Below are 21,701 nucleotides of genomic sequence, written 5' to 3' on the forward strand. Positions count from 1 at the left end.
TCAGGAGGCTCCCATGGCAGATGCCTATATCTACGATCACGTCCGAACCCCGCGCGGCCGCGGCAAGGCGGACGGCGCGCTGCACGAAGTCACCGCGCTCGCGCTCGCCACGGTGCCGTTGAAGGCGCTGAAGGACCGCAACAACCTGCCGGAAGATTCCGTCGACGACGTCGTGCTCGGCGTGGTCGATCCGGTCGGCGAGGCGGGCTCCGACATCGCGCGTTTCGCCGCGCTGAAGGCGGGCCTCGGCGAAGCCGTGCCCGGCGTGCAGATCAGCCGCTTCTGCGCCTCCGGCCTGGATGCCGTGAACTTTGCCGCTGCCCAGGTGATGAGCGGCCAGCATGATCTCGTCATCGGCGGCGGTGCCGAATCGATGAGCCGCGTCGGCATCGGCGCCTCCGGCGGCGCCTGGCCGATGGATCCGTCGATGGCGGTGCCCGCCTATTTCATGCCGCAGGGCGTCTCGGCCGATCTGATCGCGACGAAGTACGGTTTCTCCCGCGATGACGTCGACGCTTACGCCGTGCAGAGCCAGCAGCGTGCCGGCAAGGCCTGGGATGAGGGCCGTTTCAACAGGTCCGTCGTGCCGGTGAAGGACATCAACGGCCTCACCATCCTCGCCAAGGACGAGCACATGCGTCCCTCGACGACGATGCAGTCGCTGGCGCAGCTGCAGCCCTCGTTCACGATGATGGCGCAGATGGGCGGCTTCGACGGCGTCGCGGTCCAGTCGCATCCGGAGATCGAGCGCGTCAATTACGTGCACCACGCCGGCAACTCCTCGGGCATCGTCGACGGCGCCGGCGCCGTGCTGCTCGGCAGCAAGGAGGCGGGCAGCAAATACGGCCTGAAGCCGCGGGCAAAAATCCGTGCATTCGCCAACATCGGCTCCGAGCCCGCGATGATGCTGACCGGTCCGGTCGACGTCACCGAAAAGCTGTTCGCGCGCTCCGGCATGAAGAAGTCGGACATCGACCTGTTCGAGCTCAACGAGGCCTTTGCCTCGGTGGTGCTGCGCTACATCCAGGCCTTCGACATCGACAACGCCAAGATCAACGTCAATGGCGGCGCGATCGCACTCGGCCATCCGCTTGGCGCGACCGGCGCGATGATCCTCGGCACCGTGCTCGACGAGCTCGAGCGCACCAACAAGTCCACTGCCCTGGTGACGCTGTGCATCGGCGGCGGCATGGGCACCGCCACCATCATCGAGCGCGTTTAACGATCTGCCGTAGGGTGGGCAAAGCGAAGCGTGCCCACCACTGCTGCCTCCGCGAATAATGGTGGGCACGGCGCAAGGGCGCCTTTGCCCACCCTACAAGATCTTAAGTCAACCGCCGCGCCTGACGTCGGCTGCGGCACCGAGGAGCAACCAACATGGCTTACAAGAATTTCAAGGTTGAGACCGACGCCGACGGCATCGCGCTCGTCACCTGGGACATCCCGGGCCGTTCGATGAACGTGCTCGACGAGACCTCGACCAGCGAGCTCGATGCGATCGTCAAGGAAACCACGGCCGACGCCGCGGTGAAGGGCGTCGTCATCACCTCGGCCAAGGAGGCGTTCTGCGCCGGCGCCGATCTGTCGATGCTGGAAGGCATGAACCAGGCCTACGCCAAGGTCTTCAGGGAGCAAGGCGAGACGGCGGCGAACCAGATGCTGTTCGACCAGAGCCGGCGCTTCTCGCAGGTGCTGCGCTCGATCGAAACCTCCGGCAAGCCGTGGGCGGCCGCGATCAACGGCCTCGCGCTCGGTGGCGGCTTCGAGATCACGCTGTGCTGTCACTACCGCGTGGCGGCTGAGAATCCCAAGACGCGCCTCGGCCTGCCCGAGGTCAAGGTCGGCCTGTTCCCCGGCGCCGGCGGCACGCAGCGCGTGCCGCGCCTGGTGCCGCCGCAGGACGCGATGACCATCCTGCTCAAGGGCGATCCGGTCACGATCGACAAGGCCAAGGCGCTGAATCTGATCCACGCCATCGTTCCGGCCGCCGATCTCATCAAGGCCGCGAAGGACTGGATCAAGGGCGGCGGCAAGGCCGTCGCGCCCTGGGACGAGAAGGGCTTCAAGCTGCCCGGCGGCCCGGTGTTCTCCAAGGCCGGCATGATGATGTTCCCGGCCGGCAACGCGATCTATCGCCGCGAGACCTACGACAACTATCCGGCCGCGCGCGCGATCATGAGCTGCGTCTATGAAGGCCTGCAGTTGCCGATCGACGCCGCGCTGCGCGTGGAGTCGCGCTACTTCACCTCGGTGCTGCGCTCCAAGGAAGCGGCCGCGATGATCCGCAGCCTGTTCCTGTCGATGCAGGAGCTCAACAAGGGCGCGCGTCGTCCGAAGGACGTGCCCGCAACCAAGGTGAAGAAGATCGCCGTGATCGGCGCCGGCTTCATGGGGGCGAGCGTCGGCTACGTCTCCGCCCGCGCCGGCCTCGACGTCGTCCTGATCGACCGCGACCAGGAGAGCGCCGACAAGGGCAAGGCGCATGCGCAGAAGGTGATCGAGGAGCAGATCAAGAAGGGCCGCGCCAAGCCCGCGGATGCCGAAGCTCTGCTCGCGCGCATCACGCCGACCGCGGACTACGCGGCGCTGAAGGACGTCGACCTCGTCATCGAGGCCGTGTTCGAGGACCGCAAGGTCAAGGCGGAGACCTTTGCCAAGGCGCAGGAATATCTGAAGCCGGACGTGGTCTTCGCGTCGAACACCTCGACGCTGCCGATCACCTCGCTTGCGGAAGCCTTCAAGGACCAGGGCAAGTTCGTCGGCATCCACTTCTTCTCGCCGGTCGAGAAGATGATGCTGGTCGAGATCATCCTCGGCAAGAACACCGGCGATGTCGCGCTCGCGACGGCGCTCGACTATGTCCGGCAGATCGGCAAGACGCCGATCGTGGTCAACGACAGCCGCGGCTTCTTCGCCAACCGCTGCGTCGGCCGTTACGTCGCCGAAGGCAACGAGATGTTCCTGGAAGGCGTGCCGCCGGCGATGATCGAGAACTGCGCCAAGATGGCCGGCATGCCGGTCGGCCCGCTCTCGCTGTCGGACGAAGTCGCGCTCGACCTCGGCCTCAAGATCATGAAGGCGACGGAAGCCGACCTCGGCCCGAACGCCATCAACCCCGACCAGAAGAAGCTGATGGTCGAGATGGTCGAGAAGCAGGGCCGTCTCGGCCGCAAGAACAGCAAGGGCTTCTACGACTATCCCGAGAAGGGCAAGGGTCAGAAGAGCCTGTGGCCGGGCCTCTCGGCGTTGCAGCCGAAGCAGCTCGACCCCGACACGCTCGACGTCGAGGAGCTGAAGCAGCGCTTCCTGGTGGTGCAGGCGGTCGAGGCCGCGCGCACGGTGGAGGATCACGTCATCACCGATCCGCGCGAGGCGGATGTCGGCTCGATCCTCGGCTTCGGCTTCGCGCCGTTCACCGGCGGCACACTGTCCTACATCGACTTCATGGGCACGAAGAAGTTCGTCGAGCTCTGCCACAAGCTGGAAGCGAAATACGGCTCGCGCTTCACGCCGCCGAAGCTGCTCGAGGAGATGGCGGCGAAGGGCGAAACCTTCTACGGCCGATTCGCGCCGAAGAAGGCGGCGGCCTGATCGCCCCAAAGTCATTTGAGAAAAAAGGCCGGATCATCGATCCGGCCTTTTTGTTTGGGAGATGTCATCACGGTTGCGTCAGGAGGTTCCCGATCTGTGGAACCGGTCACAGAATTCGCGTAGGAACCGTGCCAGAGTCCCGCTGCCGCGGTGTCGCGCAATTGTCATAGGCGCGTCAAAGCGGCGCCGTTCTTTTGCTCGGCCCTGGCACTAGTCTTGCTGCGGGTCAGGGTCATGAACCCCGGTTGGGACGCTTGCCGATGCATCGGCAAGTTGAAGACGAAATAAGAAAGTGTCCTTGATGAACTCTTTGGTGCTGCGGAAGACCGCGCTCGGCCGCGATCTCACCGCGAAATACGCTGTTGCATCCACGAATGGCCGTCTCTGGCTGCAACAGAAGCCGGCACGCCTGCGCCGCAAGGGGCCTGTGCTTTGGGCAGCCCTGGCGTTACTTGTGCTGGCGGCGGATTTTCTGCTCGGGAGTCTCGTTTGGCTCGCCGTCGATTTCGTCATCGGATGAGACGTTGCGCGCGTGCAGCGCATAGGCTGCCAAGAGATAGGCGAGCTGGCTGACGACAAGACAGATGGCAATGACGATCACGCCCGCCATCATCCCGAATTCGTAAACGCGCAGAATTATCGCCGAGAAAACTGCGATGAGCGGCGAGGTCACGACCAGCGCCCAGATCTTGTAGACGTAACCTGTCGCTAATCCCACCAGCGCACTTGCGACGATCAGGACGAAGGCAATCGTCAAGTTCAGCTCCGATGAGAGTCCAAAATAATCGTCGACAATTTCGCCACGCTCGCCCGCTTTGCGAGTGCTGACAAGACAGCACTACTTACATTTGGTGAACAGTAGGTCATAAGTCTAATTAAGGTACGATGATCCGGCGAAATGGTTTCGCTCCGCCGGGCAGCAAATGAGGAAAGGCCGGATCGTCGTCCGGCCTTTCGCTTTTGCGTCTTGCGAGGACTTACTTCGTCTGCGCCAGCCCTTCCTTCCTCAGCGCCTCCTGCACCTGCGGCCGCGCTGCGACGCGGGTCTTGTAGGCAGTGAGATTGGGCATCGCCGAAAGGTCGAACTTCATCCGGTCGCCCCAGGTCAGCATCGTGAAGAGATAGCCGTCGGCAACCGTGAACTGCTTGCCCATCAGGTAGTCGCGGCCGGCGAGCTGGCTGTCGATGTATTTCAGCTTGCCCATGACGCGGTCCTTGAAGAACGCCTTGGCCTCGTCGTTCAGCGCCGGCGCAAACATCGGACCGAAGCTCTTGTGCACCTCCGAGGTGAGGAAGTTCAGCCATTCGAGCAGCTTGTAGCGCTCGGCACTGCCGTGGGCCGGCGCCAGCGCCTTGGCAGTAGCCTGATCGGCGATCATCTGGACAATCACCGGGCCTTCGGTCACGATCTCACCGCTGTCGAGGCCCAGCGCAGGGACCTGGCCCTTGGGGTTCAGCTTCAGATAATCCTCACCATTTTCGAGCTTCTTGGCCCGGATATCGACCTTGACCAGCTCGTAGGGCAGGCCGGCTTCGAGGAGCGCGATGTGGGGGGACAGGGAGCAGGCCCCGGGCGAGTAATAGAGTTTCATGGAATTTCCTCCTCTTGTTGCTTGGCTTGGGCGAATGAACGCCTACATGCACCTGCATGCAATAGTCAAGATTGATGCAGGTGCATCGAGTGGGGTAAGAGACGGGCGACGAGTTTGAGTGAGATCATGAAACGCAAACCATCGACCGAGGCAACCGCCGCCTGGATCCGCCTGATGCGGGTGCAGAGCCGCGTCCTCGACTGCGTCGAGCAGGACCTGAAGAAGGCCGGGTTCCCGCCGCTGGCCTGGTATGACGCGCTGCTCGAACTGTCGCGCGCGCCCTCCGGCGAGTTGCGGCCTGTGGAACTCGAACGGCAGATGCTGATCCCGCAATACTCCACCTCGCGCCTGATCGACCGCCTGGTCGACGAGGGGCTCGCCTCGCGGCGCGAATGCAAGATCGACAAGCGCGGACAGTTCGTCGAGATCACGGAAGCCGGCCGCGAGTTGCAGAAGCGGATGTGGAGTGCCTATTCCGCTGCGATCGAAAAATATGTCGGTTCGAAATTGTCCGATGCCGATGCCGTCAAGCTCAGCGGCCTGCTCGACCGGCTGGGCTGCTCGTGTGGCGAGATGAAGTTGCCGCCCGCCGCCAACGTCAACGAAAGCACGCCGTCGCGATGATCGCGCGGCAAACCAACACGTCTGCGCGCCCGGTGGGTTCGCGGACCATCCCGTCACCCGCGCATTCGGTCGAAGCGCTTTTGATTAGAGTTTGATATGGCGCGAGACCAGATCGATATGACGCCGTTGCAGTCGCGCGACGAGCTCGTTGCGTGGTTCGAGGAGGGCTGCAAGAACCCGTCCGAATTCCGCTTGGGCACCGAGCACGAGAAGACGCCGTTCACGCTCGAAGGGCACTGCCCGGTGCCTTACGAAGGCGCGCGCGGCATCGGCGCGCTGCTCGAGGGCATGAAGCTCCTGCTCGGCTGGGAGCCGATCATGGAGAAGGGCAACATCATCGGCCTCTACGACGTCACCGGCGGCGGCGCGATCTCGCTCGAGCCGGGCGGGCAGTTCGAGCTTTCCGGTGCGCCGGTCGAGAACGTGCACCAGACCCAGAGCGAGCTGATGGCGCATCTGGCGCAGGTGCGCGAGATCGCAACGCCGCTCGGCATCGGCTTCCTCGGGCTCGGCATGACGCCGTCCTGGTCGCGCGCCGACATCCCGGTGATGCCCAAGGGCCGCTACAAGATCATGACCAACTATATGCCGAAGGTCGGCCAGTACGGCCTCGACATGATGTACCGGACCTGCACGGTGCAGACCAATCTCGACTTCTCCTCCGAAGCCGACATGGTCAAGAAGCTGCGCGTGTCGCTCGCGCTCCAGCCGGTCGCAACCGCCTTGTTCGCAAATTCGCCGTTCACCGAAGGCAAGCCGAACGGCTTCCTCTCCTTCCGCTCCGAGATCTGGCGCGACACGGACAATGCGCGCGCGGGCATGATGCCCTGGGCGTTCGAGGACGGCATGGGCTTCGAGCGCTATGTCGACTACGCGCTCGACGTGCCCATGTATTTCGTCAAGCGCGGCGAAGAGTACATCGACGTCTCGGGCTCCTCGTTCCGCGCCTTCTTCGACGGCCGCAACAACAATCTTCCCGGCGAGCGGCCGACATTGTCGGACTGGGCCAATCATCTCTCGACGATCTTCCCGGAAGTGCGGCTGAAGCGCTATCTCGAGATGCGCGGCTCCGATGGCGGACCGTGGGGCCGTCTGCCGGCGCTGCCGGCGTTCTGGGTCGGGCTGCTCTATGACGATGTGTCGCTCGATGCCGCCTGGGACATGGTGAAGCACTGGACCGCGCATGAGCGCCAGGCCCTGCGCGACGACGTGCCGCGCTTCGGCTTCAAGGCGCGGATCAGGGACCGCTATCTGTTCGAGATCGCCAAGGAATGCCTCGTTCTGGCACATGCCGGCCTGCGCCGGCGCGGCCGGATCGACCAGCTCGGCCGCGACGAGACGCGGCATCTGGAGCCGCTCGACCGCATTATCGATTCCGGCCGCACGCCGGCCGAGGAAATGCTGGAGAAGTTCAACGGCCCCTGGAAGGGCTCCGTGGAACCGGCCTACGCGGAATACGCGTTCTAGCTGCGCGAAGTACGCGTTCTAGACCCACAGGCCGACGACCAGGACTTGAGCCGTTCATCGCCCATACAGGTTTGCGGCGATCAAATGACCGGCTGAAAAAACCTGAGCGTCGTCAATAACTCGAAAGCTGTTCTGATGGGGAAGGGCCGCCTGTCCGTCATGGCAAGGGTCCTGGCAAGGGTCTTGGCAAGCGTCGTGGCATGCGCCGCGCTGCTTTCGCTCGCGGTTGCGAGCGGGCCTGCAAGCGCCCAGACGGCATTCGACCGGCCCGGCGGCGACTATTTCAGCACGCCGGTCACATCAGGCGACCCCGAGGATTGCGCGCTGCTGTGCGAGCGTGACCGCCGTTGCCGCTCCTGGAGCTTCAACTATCCCGACGTCGAGGGCGGCTCAGCGGTGTGCTGGCTCAAGAACACGGTGCCGGCGCGCGTGCCGGGCAGCTGCTGCATCTCCGGGGTCCGCGGTGCCGGCGTGATCGAGCCGCGCATCGAGGGCGTGGAAACGTCGATCGACCGCCCCGGTGGCGATTTGCGCAATTTCGAGCTCAAGGACGGCGAAGGCGAGGAGGCCTGCAAGGCCGCTTGCACCGCCGACAACAAGTGCCGCGCCTTCACCTATGCCCGCCCCGGCTACACCGGCCGCGAGGCGCGCTGCTTCCTGAAAAAGGAAATCAAGCCGCCGCGTCGCAAGGCGGGGTTCACGTCGGGCGTGGTGCGGTAACACGCAGCTCTCACCGCCGTCATTGCGAGCGTAGCGAAGCAATCCAGGCTGCCGCCGCGGACGGATTCTGGATTGCTTCGCTGCGCTCGCAATGACGAGGAGGACGAAGCGGGCATCTCACTCCGCTGCGATTACCGTGAGCTCCGGCCACAGCGCCTTCCATCGCGCGGCCTTCACCGCGTAACTTGCCGCGGAAAAATTCGGGCCCGGATTGGGCCGTGCGATCAGCCCTGCGACATCGCCGAAGTCATGCGGCGCGTAGACCTCGTAGCCATCGCCTGCGCGTCTGACCCCGACTTGGGTGTTCTGCGTGAGGAAGCGGTCGATGCCATCGGTCGAGCACGTCAGGGGCGGATAGGGCAGGCCGTGCTTGCCCGGATACCACAGATGCACCCGCGCCTGGTTGCGCGTCTCGACCTTGACGCCGAGATGCCCGAGCCTCGCCTGCAGCTCGCGGATTACCGAGTCCTCCGCCTCCCATGAGGTATCGGAGTCGAAATAGAAGACGTCGTAGTCGGCGATGCCGTGATCGACTGCGCGGCCGGTGAGAACGTTCCACGCCGTCTGCACCAGGCATCCCGACACCAGCCAGGCATCGGGCAGGGCAAGACGCGCGAGCTCGTCGATGATCGCCGCGTTGATCGGATTGCGCAGGGCGAGAGCGAGAAATTCGTCACGGGTCATCGGAAATCGCAGGGTGGGCAAAGGCGCGCTCTTCGCGCGTCGTGCCCGCCATCTCTCCACGTTGCGACAGACGTGGTGGGCACGCTTCCGCTTTGCCCACCCTACGATCTACGTTCCGCTCAATGCACCGCGGTGAAGAACCGCGCCAGGCGGAAACCGGACAGCCAGGTCCACACCGGCTGGCCGCGCATGCCGAGATCCCAGGAGCCGAGCACGGCATCCGCACGTCCGACCAGATTGTCGATCGGCAGCATGCCGACGCCGCCGGAGCGCAGCGGCACGCGGCTGTCGGCGGAGTTGTCGCGGTTATCGCCGAGCACGAAGAGATGTCCTGCCGGCACCGTCACCTCAGGCGTGTTGTCGAGCGGGCCGTTGTCGCGCATCTTGAAGATCAGGTGCGAGACGCCGTTCGGCAGCGTCTCGACATAGCGGGAGGCGGGCTCGCTGCCGCCATTGTCGTCCTCGGCGGCGCCGACGCCGTCGGGCTTGAGCTCGGCGGGCCGGTCGTTGATGAAGAGCTGGCCCTGCCGCATCTGGATGCGGTCGCCGGGCAGACCCACGACGCGCTTGACCCAGGCCTGCGAGCGATCGCCGGGCCAGCGGAACACGACGACGTCGCCCTGCTTCGGTGTCTCCGCGAACACGCGGCCGCTCTCGGGCAGGTTGATCTGGATCGGCAGCGACGAGGTGCCGTAGCCATAGGGGAATTTCGAGGCGAGCAGGGCATCGCCGATCAGCAGCGTCGGCTCCATCGAGCCCGACGGCACGTAGAACGGCTCGGCGAGCGCGCCCTTGGCGATGAACACCGCGACGACGATGCCGGCGAGTTGCACCAGTTGCCCGCCCCAGCCGCTGCTCTTCCGTTTGGTTGCGGTCGCAGTCACCTTCTCGACACTCATGCGCCCGTTCCACCCACCGTAATGCGTTCCATCAGAAGCGACGGCTGGCCGACGCCAACCGGCACGCCCTGGCCGTTCTTGCCGCAGGTGCCGATGCCGGTATCGAGCGCGAGATCGTTGCCGATCATGCGGATGCGATGCAGGTCGGTCGGCCCGTTGCCGATCAGCATGGCGCCCTTCAGCGGGGCGCCGATCTTGCCGTTCTCGATCTTGTAGGCCTCGGTGCACTGGAACACGTATTTGCCCGAGGTGATGTCGACCTGGCCGCCGCCAAAATTCGCGGCGAAGACGCCGTTCTTCACCGACGCCAGGATCTCGGCCGGATCGCGGTCGCCCGCGAGCATGTAGGTGTTGGTCATGCGCGGCATCGGCACATGGGCATAGCCCTGACGGCGGCCGTTGCCGGTCGGCTTCATGTTCATCAGGCGCGCGTTCTGACGGTCCTGCATGTAGCCGACCAGGATGCCGTCCTCGATCAGCACGGTGCGGTTGGTCGGCGTGCCCTCGTCGTCGATCGAGAGCGAGCCGCGGCGCGAAGCAATGGTGCCGTCGTCGACCACGGTGACGCCCTTGGCCGCGACCTGCTGGCCCATCAGGCCGGCAAACGCCGAGGTCTTCTTGCGGTTGAAGTCGCCTTCGAGGCCGTGGCCGACCGCTTCATGCAGCATCACGCCGGGCCAGCCTGCGCCGAGCACGACGTCCATCTCGCCGGCGGGGGCGGGAACGGACTCCAGATTGACCAGCGCCTCGCGCAGCGCGCCGTCGGCGGCGTCGCGCCAGTTCTTGCTCTCGATGAATTCGGCATAGCCGGCGCGGCCGCCATAGCCCTTGCTGCCGCTCTCCTGGCGGTCACCCTGACCGGCGACAACGGAGACGTTGACGCGCACCAGCGGGCGGATGTCGCGATAGCTCTCGCCGTCGGGCCGCAGGATTTCGACGACCTGCCAGGTCGCACCCAGGCTGACGCTGACCTGCCGCACCCGCGGATCCTTGTCGCGCAGATAGGCGTCGATCTCGGCGAGCAGCTTGACCTTGGTCTCGAAGCCCGGCGCGTCCAGCGGATTGTCGTCGCCATAGAGCCGCACATTGGTGTGCGGAGGCGGCGCCGCGAAGCTGCCCGAATAGCCGCCACGCACGGCGGCAACCGCATCAGCGGCGCGAATCAGCGCCGGCAGCGAGACGTCGGAGGAGTGAGCGTAGCCGACGGCGTCGTCCTTGACGGCGCGCAGGCCAAAACCCTGCGAGGTGTCGTAGGTCGCCTGCTTCAGCCGCCCATTGTCGAACATCAGCGCTTCGGTCTGGCTGTACTCCAGGAACAGCTCGCCGTCGTCGGCGCCGGCAAGCCCGCGCGCGACCTCGTGGCGAACCTGGTCGCGGTCGAGATTGGCGCGGTCGAGCAGGGAGGTCGTGGCGGGATTGGTCATGTGTCCGTCCATTATCTGGAGATGTGGGGCAAGATAATGGTTTCAGACCAGTTCCGCGAGGGCGCGAATCCTCACATTACGGAAACAATAGGTCCGCCGGTCCAGCCGCCTACGGCAGCTTGTCATAGCCCTCGCCGAGCCCGTTCAGGCTGAGCGGGAAGCCGATGCCTTCTTCAGGCGTCTCGAAGATGATGAAGGTGGCGGTCTTGGCGGTGCGGAGCTGGCCGAGCAGCTTGTCGTCCATGACGACCTCGGCGACGCAGCCATTGGGCAGGCAGCGGACGAAGCCGGCGCGGCCGACGTCCTGGTTGTCGAGCTTCAGCCCGAGGCCGGAGGGCAGCAGCACACCCAGGGGGGCGACCACGCGCATCAGGCGGCTCTTCTGGTCGGCGGTCTTGAGCACGATCACGGTCAGGCCGGCATTGGAGCGGTCTTCGGCCACCACGCTCTGGATCAGGGCGCATTGCTCGGTCTGGGCGCCCGGCGGGGTGTCGCAGCGGATCTGCCAGTCGCCATGGACGGAGCGCACCGCGCCCTGCGCATGGGCGAGACCGGGCAAAGCAAGGAGAAGGGCGGCGGCCAGAAGGCCGATCAGCGCGTTGAGGCTGTTATCCGGCCTGGCCATGCATCTCGAAAGCCCCATCGGGGTCGGTCCCTCTGCTCGCTTGGGTCGCTTGCGCGGGTGGACTGATACGGAAATGACGGCGTCTTGAAGGCAATTCCCAAGCAAATTCCGCGCCGCCGAGGCCGCCGTCGCCGGCACGAATCAGGTTCCTGTGCGGCCGTTCGCCAGTGCCTACAACGGGCAATTCCGCTGTCAAGACACAGCGTCCCGGGAAACGGTATTTTTGTTTGATGTTACTAGGAAATATCTTGCGGGTGATCGCTGGCAGGTGGGGCTCAAGACTGCATTGCGATAGATCAAGAATTATGGTTTGAGAAGCTTGATTTCGGCGTTCTAGCGATCTGGCCCCAATTCCTCTTAGAGGTATTCTTGAGTGGCGGTTTGTCAGACGGACGGATCGAATAAGCGTTTCCCAAAAATAGGGGAACGCACTTGGGGTGATTTCGTAAGGGGAGCGCGAACGGCATGAGGATGTCGATGGGCCGGGTAGGCCGGCATTTGCTGGGATTGGCCGTAGCTGGTCTGACACTGGCGACGGGCGGCGCGGCATTTGCCGAGCTTGGGCAGCCGGCGCCATGGGAGTGGACGCTCCAGCAGTCCGGCTCGCCGGTGATGGACAATATCGTCTGGTTCCACAACTTCCTGTTCGTGCTCATCACGCTGATTACGCTGTTCGTTCTGGCGCTGCTGGTGGTCGTGGTCATCAAGTTCAACGCGAAGGCCAATCCGGTGCCCTCGCGGACCACCCACAACACGCTGATCGAGGTGGCCTGGACGCTGGTTCCGGTGCTGATCCTGGTCGGCATCTCGGTGCCGTCGTTCCGCCTGCTGTTCCTCGAGCTCGACGTGCCGAAGGCGGACCTGACCATCAAGGCGACCGGCAAGCAGTGGTACTGGTCCTATGCCTATCCTGATAACGGCAAGTTCGAGTTCGACTCGCTGATGGCCCAGGACAAGCAGCCCCGCCTGCTCGGCGTCGACAACGAGATGGTGGTGCCCGTCAACAAGGTGATTCGTGTCCAGGTGACCGGCGCAGACGTCATCCACGCTTTCGCGCTGCCGGCTTTCGGCGTCAAGATCGACGCCATTCCGGGGCGGCTGAACGAGACTTGGTTCAAGGCCACCAAGACCGGCATGTTCTACGGCCAGTGCTCGGAGCTCTGCGGCAAGGATCACGCCTTCATGCCGATCGCGATTCGCGTCGTGGAAGACAAGGAGTTCGCCTCCTGGGTCGAAACGGCGAAGAAGAAATATGCGAGCGGCGGCACCAGCACCTACGCCTCCGCAGCCGGCCCGACGCGGTAAGCGCCGGGTGAGGGCTCGAGGGGACTGAAAGCGACATAAAGGGCGGGACCGCATAAGGTCCGCATGGGACGCAAGGCAGGATTTGAAAATGGCAACGAGCGCAGCGGCACACGGCGATCACGCGCAAGACCACGGACATGACGAGCACGCCCATCCGACCGGATGGCGGCGCTACGTCTATTCGACCAACCACAAGGACATCGGCACGATGTACCTGATCTTCGCGGTCATCGCCGGCGTCATCGGTGCCGCGATGTCGGTCGCGATCCGTGCCGAGCTGATGTATCCGGGCGTGCAGATCTTCCACGAGACGCACACCTACAACGTCTTCGTGACCTCCCACGGCCTGATCATGATCTTCTTCATGGTCATGCCGGCGATGATCGGCGGCTTCGGCAACTGGTTCGTGCCGCTGATGATCGGCGCGCCCGACATGGCGTTCCCGCGCATGAACAACATCTCGTTCTGGCTGCTGCCGGCCTCGTTCGGGCTGCTGCTGATGTCGACCTTCGTCGAGGGCGAGCCGGGCGCCAACGGCGTCGGCGCCGGCTGGACCATGTATGTGCCGCTGTCGAGCTCCGGCCATCCCGGCCCGGCCGTCGATTTCGCGATCCTGTCGCTGCATCTGGCGGGTGCCTCGTCGATCCTCGGCGCCATCAACTTCATCACCACGATCTTCAACATGCGCGCGCCGGGCATGACCCTGCACAAGATGCCGCTGTTCGTGTGGTCGATCCTGGTGACCGTGTTCCTGCTGCTGCTGTCGCTGCCGGTGCTCGCCGGTGCGATCACCATGCTGCTCACCGACCGCAATTTCGGCACGACCTTCTTCGCGCCCGACGGCGGCGGCGACCCCGTGCTGTTCCAGCACCTGTTCTGGTTCTTCGGCCATCCCGAGGTGTACATCCTGATCCTGCCCGCCTTCGGCATGATCAGCCAGATCGTCTCCACCTTCTCGCGCAAGCCCGTGTTCGGCTATCTCGGCATGGCCTACGCCATGGTCGCGATCGGCGGCATCGGCTTCGTGGTGTGGGCGCATCACATGTACACGGTCGGCATGTCCAGCGCGACGCAGGCCTATTTCGTCGCGGCGACGATGGTGATCGCGGTTCCGACCGGCGTGAAGATCTTCTCGTGGATCGCCACGATGTGGGGCGGCTCGATCGAATTCCGCGCCCCGATGATCTGGGCGGTCGGCTTCATCTTCCTGTTCACGGTCGGTGGCGTCACTGGCGTCGTGCTGGCGAATGCCGGCGTCGATCGCGTGCTCCAGGAGACCTACTACGTCGTCGCGCACTTCCACTACGTGCTGTCGCTCGGTGCGGTGTTCGGGATCTTTGCTGGCTGGTACTACTGGTTCCCGAAGATGTCGGGCTACATGTACAACGAGACGCTGGCCAAGGCGCACTTCTGGGTCACCTTCATCGGCGTCAACCTGGTGTTCTTCCCGCAGCACTTCCTCGGCCTGTCGGGCATGCCACGCCGTTACGTCGATTATCCCGACGCTTTCGCCGGCTGGAACCTGGTCTCCTCGGTCGGCTCCTACATCTCCGGCTTCGGCGTGCTGATCTTCCTCTACTGCGTGCTCGACGCCTTCATGAAGAAGGTGCCGGCTGGCGACAATCCGTGGGGTGCAGGCGCGACCACGCTGGAGTGGACGCTGCCCTCGCCGCCGCCCTTCCATCAGTTCGAAGTGCTGCCCCGCGTGCAGTAAGCGATCGCCCGCGGCGCCCGTGTCGGGCGCCGCGGCTCCATAACGAAGCGAGTTGATTTAGTGTCCGTCCTCGACCACAACGCCGTCGACATCAATCCCCGCATCTCCGAAGCGGAGGTGGGCGACTACATTGCGCTGCTCAAGCCGCGGGTGATGTCGCTGGTGATCTTCACCGCACTGGTCGGAATGGCGATGGCGCCCGGGCATTTCCACCCGGTGCTGGCGATCACCTCGCTGCTCTGCATCGCCGTCGGCGCCGGCGCCTCCGGGGCGCTCAACATGGCGCTCGAAGGCGACATCGACGCCAAGATGTCGCGCACGGCGAACCGGCCGATTCCGCGTGGCCGCATCACCCGTCCCGAGGCGATGACGTTCGGCATGACGCTCGCCTTCTTCTCGGTGATGACGCTCGGCATCCTGGTCAACTGGATCGCGGGTGCGCTGCTCGCCTTCACCATCTTCTTCTACGTCGTGATCTACACGATGTGGCTGAAGCGCTGGACCGCGCAGAACATCGTGATCGGCGGCGCCGCCGGCGCGTTGCCGCCGGTGGTGGCCTGGGCCGCGGTCACAGGCACGGTCGACGTCGAGCCGCTGCTTCTCTTCGCCATCATCTTCTTCTGGACCCCGCCGCATTTCTGGGCGCTGGCGCTGTTCCGCTCGGACGATTACGCCCGCGCCGGCATTCCGATGCTGCCCAACGTCGCCGGTCCCGACGCGACGCGTCTGCAGATCCTGCTCTACACCGTCGTGCTGATCGCGGTGGCCGCCGCGCCCTGGGCGCTCGGTTATTTCGACGCGATCTATGGCGTGGTCTCGCTGATCCTCGGCGCCGGCATGCTGGTGCTCGCGATCAACGTTTATATGCGCCGCGAGCGTAGCCAGTCGCTGCGCGCGACCCGCAAGCTGTTTGCTTTCTCCATCCTTTATCTGTTCGCGCTGTTTGCGACCTTGCTGGCCGAGGTCGTGTTCCGGGCGCTTGCTCCGATGGTAGGGGGCGCATGATCGCTGCGATGGCGGACAAACCTCAGCCAGATGGAATCGTCCTCACCGAGGCGCAGAAGAAGAGCCGTCGTCAGCGCTCCATTGCCATTGCTTGGACGCTCGGCGTGCTCGTGGTGCTGTTCTTCGCCGTCACCATGGTCAAGGGACCGGCAGTTCTAGTCCGGCCGATGTAGGGAAGATGGATCACGAGCCGACCATATCGCGGGATCAGAGCCGGGCGGCCACCAAAGGCCGTTCCAGGGGCCTCGGTCGTGACGTGCTGGTCGCCTCGATCTGCGGCGGCGTGGTGGCGCTGATGGTCGGCGCCTCCTACGCGGCGGTGCCGTTCTACAACTGGTTCTGCCGCGCCACCGGCTTCAACGGCACGACCCAGGTCGCGACCGCCGCGCCGGCCTCGGGTCCAATCGCGCGGAAGATCGCGGTGCGCTTCGATTCCAACGTCGCGCCCGGCCTGCCCTGGAAGTTCGAGCCGGAGCAGAGCGAGATCGAGGTCAATATCGGCCAAGTCGTGACCGTCTTCTACACCGTGACCAACCAGGCCGCGCGCACCACCGCGGGCCAGGCCGCCTACAACGTCGCGCCGCTGACGGTCGGGTCCTACTTCCAGAAGATCAACTGCTTCTGCTTCACCGAGCAGACCATGGCGCCCGGCGAGAAGCGCGAGATGCCGGTCGTGTTCTACGTCGATCCGTCGATCGCCGATGACCACGAGAACGACGGGCTCAACACGATCACGCTGTCCTACACGTTCTACCCGGTGAAGGATCCGGTGGTGAAGCCGCTCGCATCCGGCGAAGCGGACAAACGCAAGGGAAATCTCTGACCGCCGGGCTTCAGGCTCGGCAGGTCGGAAACAAGGGGATAAGTGCCGGACAGGCACGGGATTGAGGAGAGAGACCGCAAATGGCAACGGCGCACACCAAGCATCACGACTATCACCTGGTCGATCCCTCTCCCTGGCCGGCCGTCGGTTCGCTCTCGGCCTTCATCATGGCGGTCGGCGCGATCGCCTGGATGCATCACATGTTCTCCGCCGCGCCGATCGTGTTCGGCGTCGGCACCGTCGGCGTGCTCTACACCATGGCGAGCTGGTGGAGCGACGTGATCAAGGAAGCCCAGTACAAGGGCGACCATACCCGCGTCGTGCAGCTCCATCACCGCTACGGCATGATCCTGTTCATCGCCTCCGAGGTGATGTTCTTCGTCGCCTGGTTCTGGGCCTATTTCAACGCGGCGCTGTTTCCGGCCGACGCTGTCCACGCCACCCGCGACGCCGTGTTCGGCTGCGGCCTCGGCACCCAGGCCGGCGCCTGCGCCGTGCCGGGCACCTGGCCGCCCCACGGCATCGAGACCTTCGATCCCTGGCACCTGCCGCTCCTGAACACGCTGATCCTGCTCACGTCGGGCACCACGGTGACCTGGGCGCACCATGCGCTGCTCGAGAACGATCGCCAGGGTCTGAAATACGGCCTGATCCTCACCGTCCTGCTTGGCGCGCTGTTTACCTGCGTGCAGGCCTATGAGTACGGCCACGCGGCGTTCTCGTTTGCCGGCAACGTCTACGGCGCGACCTTCTTCATGGCGACCGGCTTCCACGGCTTCCACGTGCTGGTCGGCACCATCTTCCTGATCGTGTGCCTCGCCCGTGCCTATGCCGGACACTTCACGCCGAAGCAGCACCTCGGCTTCGAATTCGCCGCCTGGTACTGGCACTTCGTCGACGTGGTCTGGCTGTTCCTGTTCCTCGCCATCTACGTCTGGGGACGTGGCGCCGAGGCCATGGCCCACGGCGCGCACTGAGCAGCCTTGGATCGATCAGAAAGGGCGGCCGCACGGCCGCCCTTTCGCTTTTGCGCCGCCGGAAGCTTTGGCGGAAACTGTGATAGAGTCCGCCATCATGAACGACACCGCCGGTCCACCTGAGTCCGAAACCACCGTCCTGCAAAGCGCGATGCGCGGGCTGGCGTGCAAATGTCCGCGCTGCGGCAAGGGCAAGCTCTATGCGGGCTTCCTGACGCTCGCACCTCGCTGCGAGCGCTGCAGCCTCGACTACGCTTTCATCGACACCGGCGATGGTCCGGCGATCTTCATCATCATGCTGGCCGGAGGGATCGTCGTTGCGTGCGCGCTGATCGTCGAGGTCAAGTACCAGCCGCCGTACTGGCTGCATGCCGTGCTGTGGCTGCCGCTGATCCTCGCCACCACGCTGCTGCCGCTGCGCGCGATGAAGTCGCTGCTGATCGCACTGCAATTCCACCACAAGGCAGCTCCGGGCCGGCTGGTCGACCGCGCGAAATGAACGAGACTGCGCGCAAGCCTCGCGTGGCCGGCTTTGCGCTGTTCACGCTGCTCCTGACGGCCGCCTTCGTCGCCCTCGGCGTCTGGCAATTGCAGCGCCGGACCGCCAAGCACGAGCTGATCGCAGCACTCACCGAGCGTCTGGCGGCGGCACCCATCGCGCTGCCGCCGCCCGCGCAATGGGCTGCGCTGAATCCCGCGCGCGACGAATTCCGCCGTGTCAGCTTCACCGCGACCTACGCCGCCTCGCCCGATGCGATGGTCTATTCGTCCGGCTCGGCGGTGCGCAAGGACGCCTCCGGTCCCGGCACCTGGGCCTTCCTGCCGGCGCGGCTTTCGAGCGGCGAGATGGTCGTGATCGATGCCGGCTTCGTCGAGAACACGATGCAGGATCGCGGTGTCGAGGATCGCGCGGTGAAGAAGCTCGTGACCGGGCAGCCGGTCGCGCTCACCGGCTATCTGCGCTTTCCCGAACCGTCGGGCTGGCTGACGCCGTCAGAAAACCGAGACAAGCGGCTCTGGTTCGTGCGCGATCATGTGGCGATCGCGAGCGCGCTCGGCTGGGGCGCGGTTGCACCGTTCTACATCGACCTGGAACAGCCAGCGCCCGCGAATGGCATCCCGCGTCCGGGTCCGCTCGACGTGCATCTGAAGGACGATCACCTGCAATACGCCATCACCTGGTTCGCGCTCGCAGGCGCGGTGCTGATCGCATTCGGCGTCTGGGTGAGGGGACGTCGGCCGGGCTGAATTTTCCCGTAGGTTTCCGGAAGGAACCCGGTATCACCCGGGGTTTACCATTCAGCGCACATTCACGAGTGTGGTCCTAAGCCGCATGCAAATTTTCGCGGCAGACAGGATTGCGGCGTGAGCGATTTCGATCAGATGGGAATTGTCGTCGATTGGGTGGATGCCTGCCGGAAGGGCGACCTCGCGACGCTGCTCGACCTCTATGCCGACGACGCCCAGGTCGAATGCATGTGCAATGGCACGCAGCATTATCGCGGCCGAGGCGAGCTCGAAACCTACTGGGGGCCGCGGCTCAGCGCATTCTCGTCGGCCGGCTTCGGTCTCGAGGAGATCCATCCCGTGCCTGATGGCGTCGATCTCGAATATTCCGTCGCAGGCACGCTGCGCATTCGCGCCTCGTTTCGCTTCAGTGCGGAAGGCAAGATCTACAGCACGCTGTGCGCGCCGGCGCGACAGAACGCGCATCACGGCTGCGCCTGCTAGAGCCATTTCCGGTCCGGCTGAATCGGAACGGGGGGCTCTGGATTCCCGTTTGACGCGTCTTCTTGATGCCAACCGGTATCCACGTCGCTCGAAAACGCTCTAGCTTTGCGTCGGCTCGTCCCGCGTCGTCTCCACGGGCAGACGGCAGCGCACATAGGTTCTTTCATCCGCGCGCAGCAATGACAGCGATCCGCTGAGCGCGCGCACGCGCTCGTGCATGCCGGTCAGGCCCCGGCCGAAGACGTTGCCTTCGGGAAATCCGCCGCCGTCGTCGGAGATCTCGATGGCGAGCGTCTCACCGGCGAGGATCGCCTGCACATGGGCGTTGCGTGCTGCGGCATGGCGCAGCACGTTGGTCAGCGCCTCCTGGATAACGCGATAGACGGTCTGCGCCAGCGGCCCGTCGATTCCGTTGAGATCAGGATCGACCGTGGCGGTCAGGCCGATATGCGGGGCCTGCTTGCGAAAGTTCCGGAGCAGCGTCTGCACGCTGGCCTCCAGCCCCAATTCCTCGATGTAGAGCGGCCGCAGCCGGTCGAGGATGCGGCGGTTGGTCTGCTGGAGCGCCTCGACCGATTGCAGCACTTCCTGCACCGCATTGCCGAGATGTCCCACCGGCGGCGAAGCCTCGATCAGTGCGATCGTGCCGGCGCGGATGCTGAACAGCAGCGGGCCGAGCTCGTCATGCAGTTCGCGGGCAAGATCGCGCCGCTCGTCGTCCTGGAGCGAGACCAGGCGGTGCAACAGGTCGCGATTGTCCTGGCTCAATTGCGCGAGCGTTGCAGCCAGCGCATTGGCCTCCTCGCAGCTTTGCCGGATTTCCGGCGGTCCGCCGACCGGGATTGGCACGGTGTAGTCGCCGCGCCGCATCCGCGTGAGCCCTTGGCCGAGATATTGCAACGGGCGCATGGCCGACCCCGCGAAGACATAGGCGATGGTGCCGGTGGTCGCCATCAGCACGACGACCAGGCTGGTCAGCGCGAGGAAGCCGATCCACTTCTCGAACAGATCGGCCGACAGGTCCGGCACGAAGACGAGATCGCCGACATGCTTGCCGTCGATCGTCACCGGAGATGTCGCGTCCATGTCCGGGACGGCGAGCAGATCGACGAACCATTGCGGCACGCTATGCGGCTTGCGCAGGCCGTCCGTCGGGGCGGATGCGGGACCCGCTTGCACCGCGCGGAATTGGATATCGGAGGAGGTGTCCAAAGAATGGGCAAAGGCGTCGAGCGTCCGCCGCGGATTGTCCGAGGCGCGCAGGGTGTTGTTGAGCGCCGCGGCGACCGCTCGGGTCGAATGTCGCCCGGATTCGTTCTCGTCGGCCAGCTGGCCGGTCGCAAAGCTCTGGAGCAGCACGCCGCCCATGACCAGAGCGGCGAGGAAGCTCACGCCGAGCGGAAGAAACAGTTGGGTCCTGAACGACAGATGTTGCCACATTAGGTCAATTCTAACGTGTCCTGGCGGATTTCTCTCTTTCCATTTGTTCCCGCCGGTCTATGAGTCGAAAAACCAGAGAGCGCGCGATGCAAGATACCGCCAAGCCGGCGACCAGGGTTCTGATCGTCGACGACCATCCCGTGGTGCTGTCGGGGTGCCGCACCCTTTTCGCATCCGACCATTCGATCCGCATCGAAGAGGCGACGGACGCCAAATCCGGCCATCGCGCCTATATCAGCAAGCGGCCCGACGTCACCGTGATCGACATCAGCCTGCCCGATGTCTCCGGCTTCGAGTTGATGCGGCGGATCCGCAAGGACGATCCCGACGCCAAGATCATCATGTTCAGCATGAACGACGATCCGGCCTTTGTGGTGCGGGCGGTCGAGCTGGGGGCGCAGGGCTATGTTTCCAAGGGCGACGATCCCAGGATCCTGCTGAAAGCGGTGCGCAAGGTGGTCGCGGGCGACAATTTCATCTCACCGCAGCTCGCGGAAGCCGTGACGTTTTCCGGCGCCGCGATCAAGGCCAATCCGGCCTCGCAGATGACGCCGCGGGAGCTCGAGATTCTCCGCCTGCTCGGGCGCGGCGACAAGATCGTCGAGGTCGCCGAGGCGCTTGGGATCTCCTACAAGACGGTCGCCAACACCACTTCCCTGCTCAAGCAGAAGCTGGGGGCCAAGAACCATTCCGACCTGATCCGGATTGCGGTTGAAATCGGCATGAACTGACGTCCCGCCAGCGACCGAACCGGCTGCTCCAGGATGCAGCGGTTCGGTCAACGGATCGGCGACTCCGCCGGCCGGGCAATGCGTGGCCGACGGCGGACGCCATCCGCCGACATAATGGACTGCGCCCGCCTTCGTTCCTGTCGCGATCAGGAGATCAGGAAAAAACGGCAAAGCCGATCTTGTCGCCAGCTCAAAGACGGGATGCAGCGTTTCATCCGCATCGGGAAAAATAGGAACATCTTCCCGGGTTCGTCGTTTTCGCCCTTGACGATGCGGTGACAGGCAACGAAAGGTTGCGCGACCAGTTTCAGCGGACGAGCCAAATCGGTCTGCACATATCAACGACAGA

22 protein-coding genes are annotated in these 21,701 nt (G+C 64.6%); 15 read left to right on the forward strand and 7 right to left on the reverse strand.

What is annotated here, in order from left to right:
• Positions 1-13 precede the first annotated feature (13 nt).
• Both A3M7_RS0101770 and A3M7_RS0101775 read left to right on the forward strand, forming a co-directional pair.
• Entirely contained in the window at positions 14-1,222 is a 1,209-nt protein-coding gene (locus A3M7_RS0101770) for an acetyl-CoA C-acetyltransferase (RefSeq protein ID WP_027542375.1), read from the forward strand.
• A gap of 155 nt (positions 1,223-1,377) precedes the next feature.
• Positions 1,378-3,591, forward strand: a complete 2,214-nt coding sequence (locus A3M7_RS0101775; RefSeq protein WP_027542376.1) for an FAD-dependent oxidoreductase — start codon at positions 1,378-1,380, stop codon at positions 3,589-3,591.
• A gap of 448 nt (positions 3,592-4,039) precedes the next feature.
• Here the strand turns inward: A3M7_RS0101775 and A3M7_RS0101780 are convergent, their stop codons facing one another.
• Positions 4,040-4,348 (reverse strand): hypothetical protein, encoded by a 309-nt coding sequence (locus A3M7_RS0101780; protein ID WP_049823164.1) that lies wholly within the window; start codon positions 4,346-4,348, stop codon positions 4,040-4,042.
• Positions 4,349-4,568: 220 nt separating this feature from the next.
• Positions 4,569-5,183 (reverse strand): glutathione transferase GstA, encoded by a 615-nt coding sequence (gene gstA / locus A3M7_RS0101785; protein WP_027542378.1) that lies wholly within the window; start codon positions 5,181-5,183, stop codon positions 4,569-4,571.
• Positions 5,184-5,309: 126 nt separating this feature from the next.
• Here gstA and A3M7_RS0101790 point away from each other — a divergent pair, with 126 nt between their 5' ends.
• From A3M7_RS0101790 to A3M7_RS0101800, 3 genes are all read left to right on the forward strand, one after another.
• Positions 5,310-5,807, forward strand: coding sequence for a MarR family winged helix-turn-helix transcriptional regulator (locus A3M7_RS0101790; RefSeq protein ID WP_027542379.1), 498 nt, complete (start codon positions 5,310-5,312; stop codon positions 5,805-5,807).
• Positions 5,808-5,903: 96 nt separating this feature from the next.
• Positions 5,904-7,274 (forward strand): glutamate--cysteine ligase, encoded by a 1,371-nt coding sequence (locus A3M7_RS0101795; protein WP_027542380.1) that lies wholly within the window; start codon positions 5,904-5,906, stop codon positions 7,272-7,274.
• A gap of 135 nt (positions 7,275-7,409) precedes the next feature.
• Positions 7,410-7,994: a PAN domain-containing protein gene (locus A3M7_RS0101800; RefSeq protein ID WP_027542381.1), complete on the forward strand. Its 585-nt coding sequence runs from the start codon at positions 7,410-7,412 to the stop codon at positions 7,992-7,994.
• Positions 7,995-8,111: 117 nt separating this feature from the next.
• On the opposite strand, the gene A3M7_RS0101805 is transcribed toward A3M7_RS0101800, so the two are convergent.
• The 4 genes from A3M7_RS0101805 to A3M7_RS0101820 all read right to left on the reverse strand — a co-directional run bounded on the left by A3M7_RS0101805 (position 8,112) and on the right by A3M7_RS0101820 (position 11,644).
• Positions 8,112-8,678 carry a nucleotidyltransferase family protein gene (locus tag A3M7_RS0101805; RefSeq protein ID WP_027542382.1) on the reverse strand — a complete coding sequence of 189 codons (567 nt, stop codon included), beginning with the start codon at positions 8,676-8,678 and terminating at the stop codon, positions 8,112-8,114.
• Positions 8,679-8,797: 119 nt separating this feature from the next.
• Positions 8,798-9,577, reverse strand: a complete 780-nt coding sequence (lepB, locus tag A3M7_RS0101810) for a signal peptidase I (RefSeq protein ID WP_027542383.1) — start codon at positions 9,575-9,577, stop codon at positions 8,798-8,800.
• Positions 9,574-11,001 carry a metalloprotease TldD gene (tldD, locus tag A3M7_RS0101815; RefSeq protein ID WP_027542384.1) on the reverse strand — a complete coding sequence of 476 codons (1,428 nt, stop codon included), beginning with the start codon at positions 10,999-11,001 and terminating at the stop codon, positions 9,574-9,576. The genes lepB and tldD overlap by 4 nt, the downstream gene beginning before the upstream one ends.
• A gap of 109 nt (positions 11,002-11,110) precedes the next feature.
• On the reverse strand, positions 11,111-11,644 hold the full coding sequence (locus A3M7_RS0101820; protein ID WP_027542385.1) for an invasion associated locus B family protein: 534 nt from the start codon (positions 11,642-11,644) through the stop codon (positions 11,111-11,113).
• A 447-nt stretch (positions 11,645-12,091) separates the two neighbouring features.
• On the opposite strand from A3M7_RS0101820, the gene coxB reads away from it, so the two are divergent.
• The 9 genes from coxB (at position 12,092) to A3M7_RS0101865 (ending at position 19,181) form a co-directional block, all read left to right on the forward strand.
• Positions 12,092-12,931, forward strand: a complete 840-nt coding sequence (gene coxB, locus A3M7_RS0101825) for a cytochrome c oxidase subunit II (RefSeq protein WP_027542386.1) — start codon at positions 12,092-12,094, stop codon at positions 12,929-12,931.
• A gap of 88 nt (positions 12,932-13,019) precedes the next feature.
• Positions 13,020-14,645, forward strand: a complete 1,626-nt coding sequence (gene ctaD / locus A3M7_RS0101830) for a cytochrome c oxidase subunit I (protein ID WP_027542387.1) — start codon at positions 13,020-13,022, stop codon at positions 14,643-14,645.
• A gap of 60 nt (positions 14,646-14,705) precedes the next feature.
• On the forward strand, positions 14,706-15,650 hold the full coding sequence (locus tag A3M7_RS0101835) for a heme o synthase (RefSeq protein ID WP_027542388.1): 945 nt from the start codon (positions 14,706-14,708) through the stop codon (positions 15,648-15,650).
• On the forward strand, positions 15,647-15,823 hold the full coding sequence (locus A3M7_RS0101840; protein ID WP_027542389.1) for a hypothetical protein: 177 nt from the start codon (positions 15,647-15,649) through the stop codon (positions 15,821-15,823). Before A3M7_RS0101835 ends, A3M7_RS0101840 begins: the two co-directional genes overlap by 4 nt.
• Positions 15,824-15,828: 5 nt before the next feature.
• Positions 15,829-16,473, forward strand: coding sequence for a cytochrome c oxidase assembly protein (locus A3M7_RS0101845; protein WP_027542390.1), 645 nt, complete (start codon positions 15,829-15,831; stop codon positions 16,471-16,473).
• Positions 16,474-16,553: 80 nt separating this feature from the next.
• On the forward strand, positions 16,554-17,450 hold the full coding sequence (locus A3M7_RS0101850) for a cytochrome c oxidase subunit 3 (protein WP_027542391.1): 897 nt from the start codon (positions 16,554-16,556) through the stop codon (positions 17,448-17,450).
• Between the two features lie 97 nt (positions 17,451-17,547).
• Positions 17,548-17,949, forward strand: coding sequence for a DUF983 domain-containing protein (locus tag A3M7_RS0101855; RefSeq protein ID WP_027542392.1), 402 nt, complete (start codon positions 17,548-17,550; stop codon positions 17,947-17,949).
• Positions 17,946-18,698: an SURF1 family protein gene (locus A3M7_RS0101860; RefSeq protein ID WP_027542393.1), complete on the forward strand. Its 753-nt coding sequence runs from the start codon at positions 17,946-17,948 to the stop codon at positions 18,696-18,698. The genes A3M7_RS0101855 and A3M7_RS0101860 overlap by 4 nt, the downstream gene beginning before the upstream one ends.
• Before the next feature lie 117 nt (positions 18,699-18,815).
• On the forward strand, positions 18,816-19,181 hold the full coding sequence (locus tag A3M7_RS0101865) for a nuclear transport factor 2 family protein (RefSeq protein ID WP_027542394.1): 366 nt from the start codon (positions 18,816-18,818) through the stop codon (positions 19,179-19,181).
• 99 nt (positions 19,182-19,280) lie between these two features.
• Here the strand turns inward: A3M7_RS0101865 and A3M7_RS0101870 are convergent, their stop codons facing one another.
• Positions 19,281-20,621: a histidine kinase gene (locus tag A3M7_RS0101870; RefSeq protein WP_027542395.1), complete on the reverse strand. Its 1,341-nt coding sequence runs from the start codon at positions 20,619-20,621 to the stop codon at positions 19,281-19,283.
• An 86-nt stretch (positions 20,622-20,707) separates the two neighbouring features.
• Between A3M7_RS0101870 and A3M7_RS0101875 the strand changes: the two genes are divergently transcribed.
• Positions 20,708-21,352 carry a response regulator transcription factor gene (locus tag A3M7_RS0101875; RefSeq protein WP_027542396.1) on the forward strand — a complete coding sequence of 215 codons (645 nt, stop codon included), beginning with the start codon at positions 20,708-20,710 and terminating at the stop codon, positions 21,350-21,352.
• Positions 21,353-21,701: the final 349 nt, after the last annotated feature.

The sequence above is a fragment of the Bradyrhizobium sp. WSM2254 genome (assembly GCF_000472645.1).
In the GTDB taxonomy this organism is placed as follows: domain Bacteria; phylum Pseudomonadota; class Alphaproteobacteria; order Rhizobiales; family Xanthobacteraceae; genus Bradyrhizobium; species Bradyrhizobium niftali.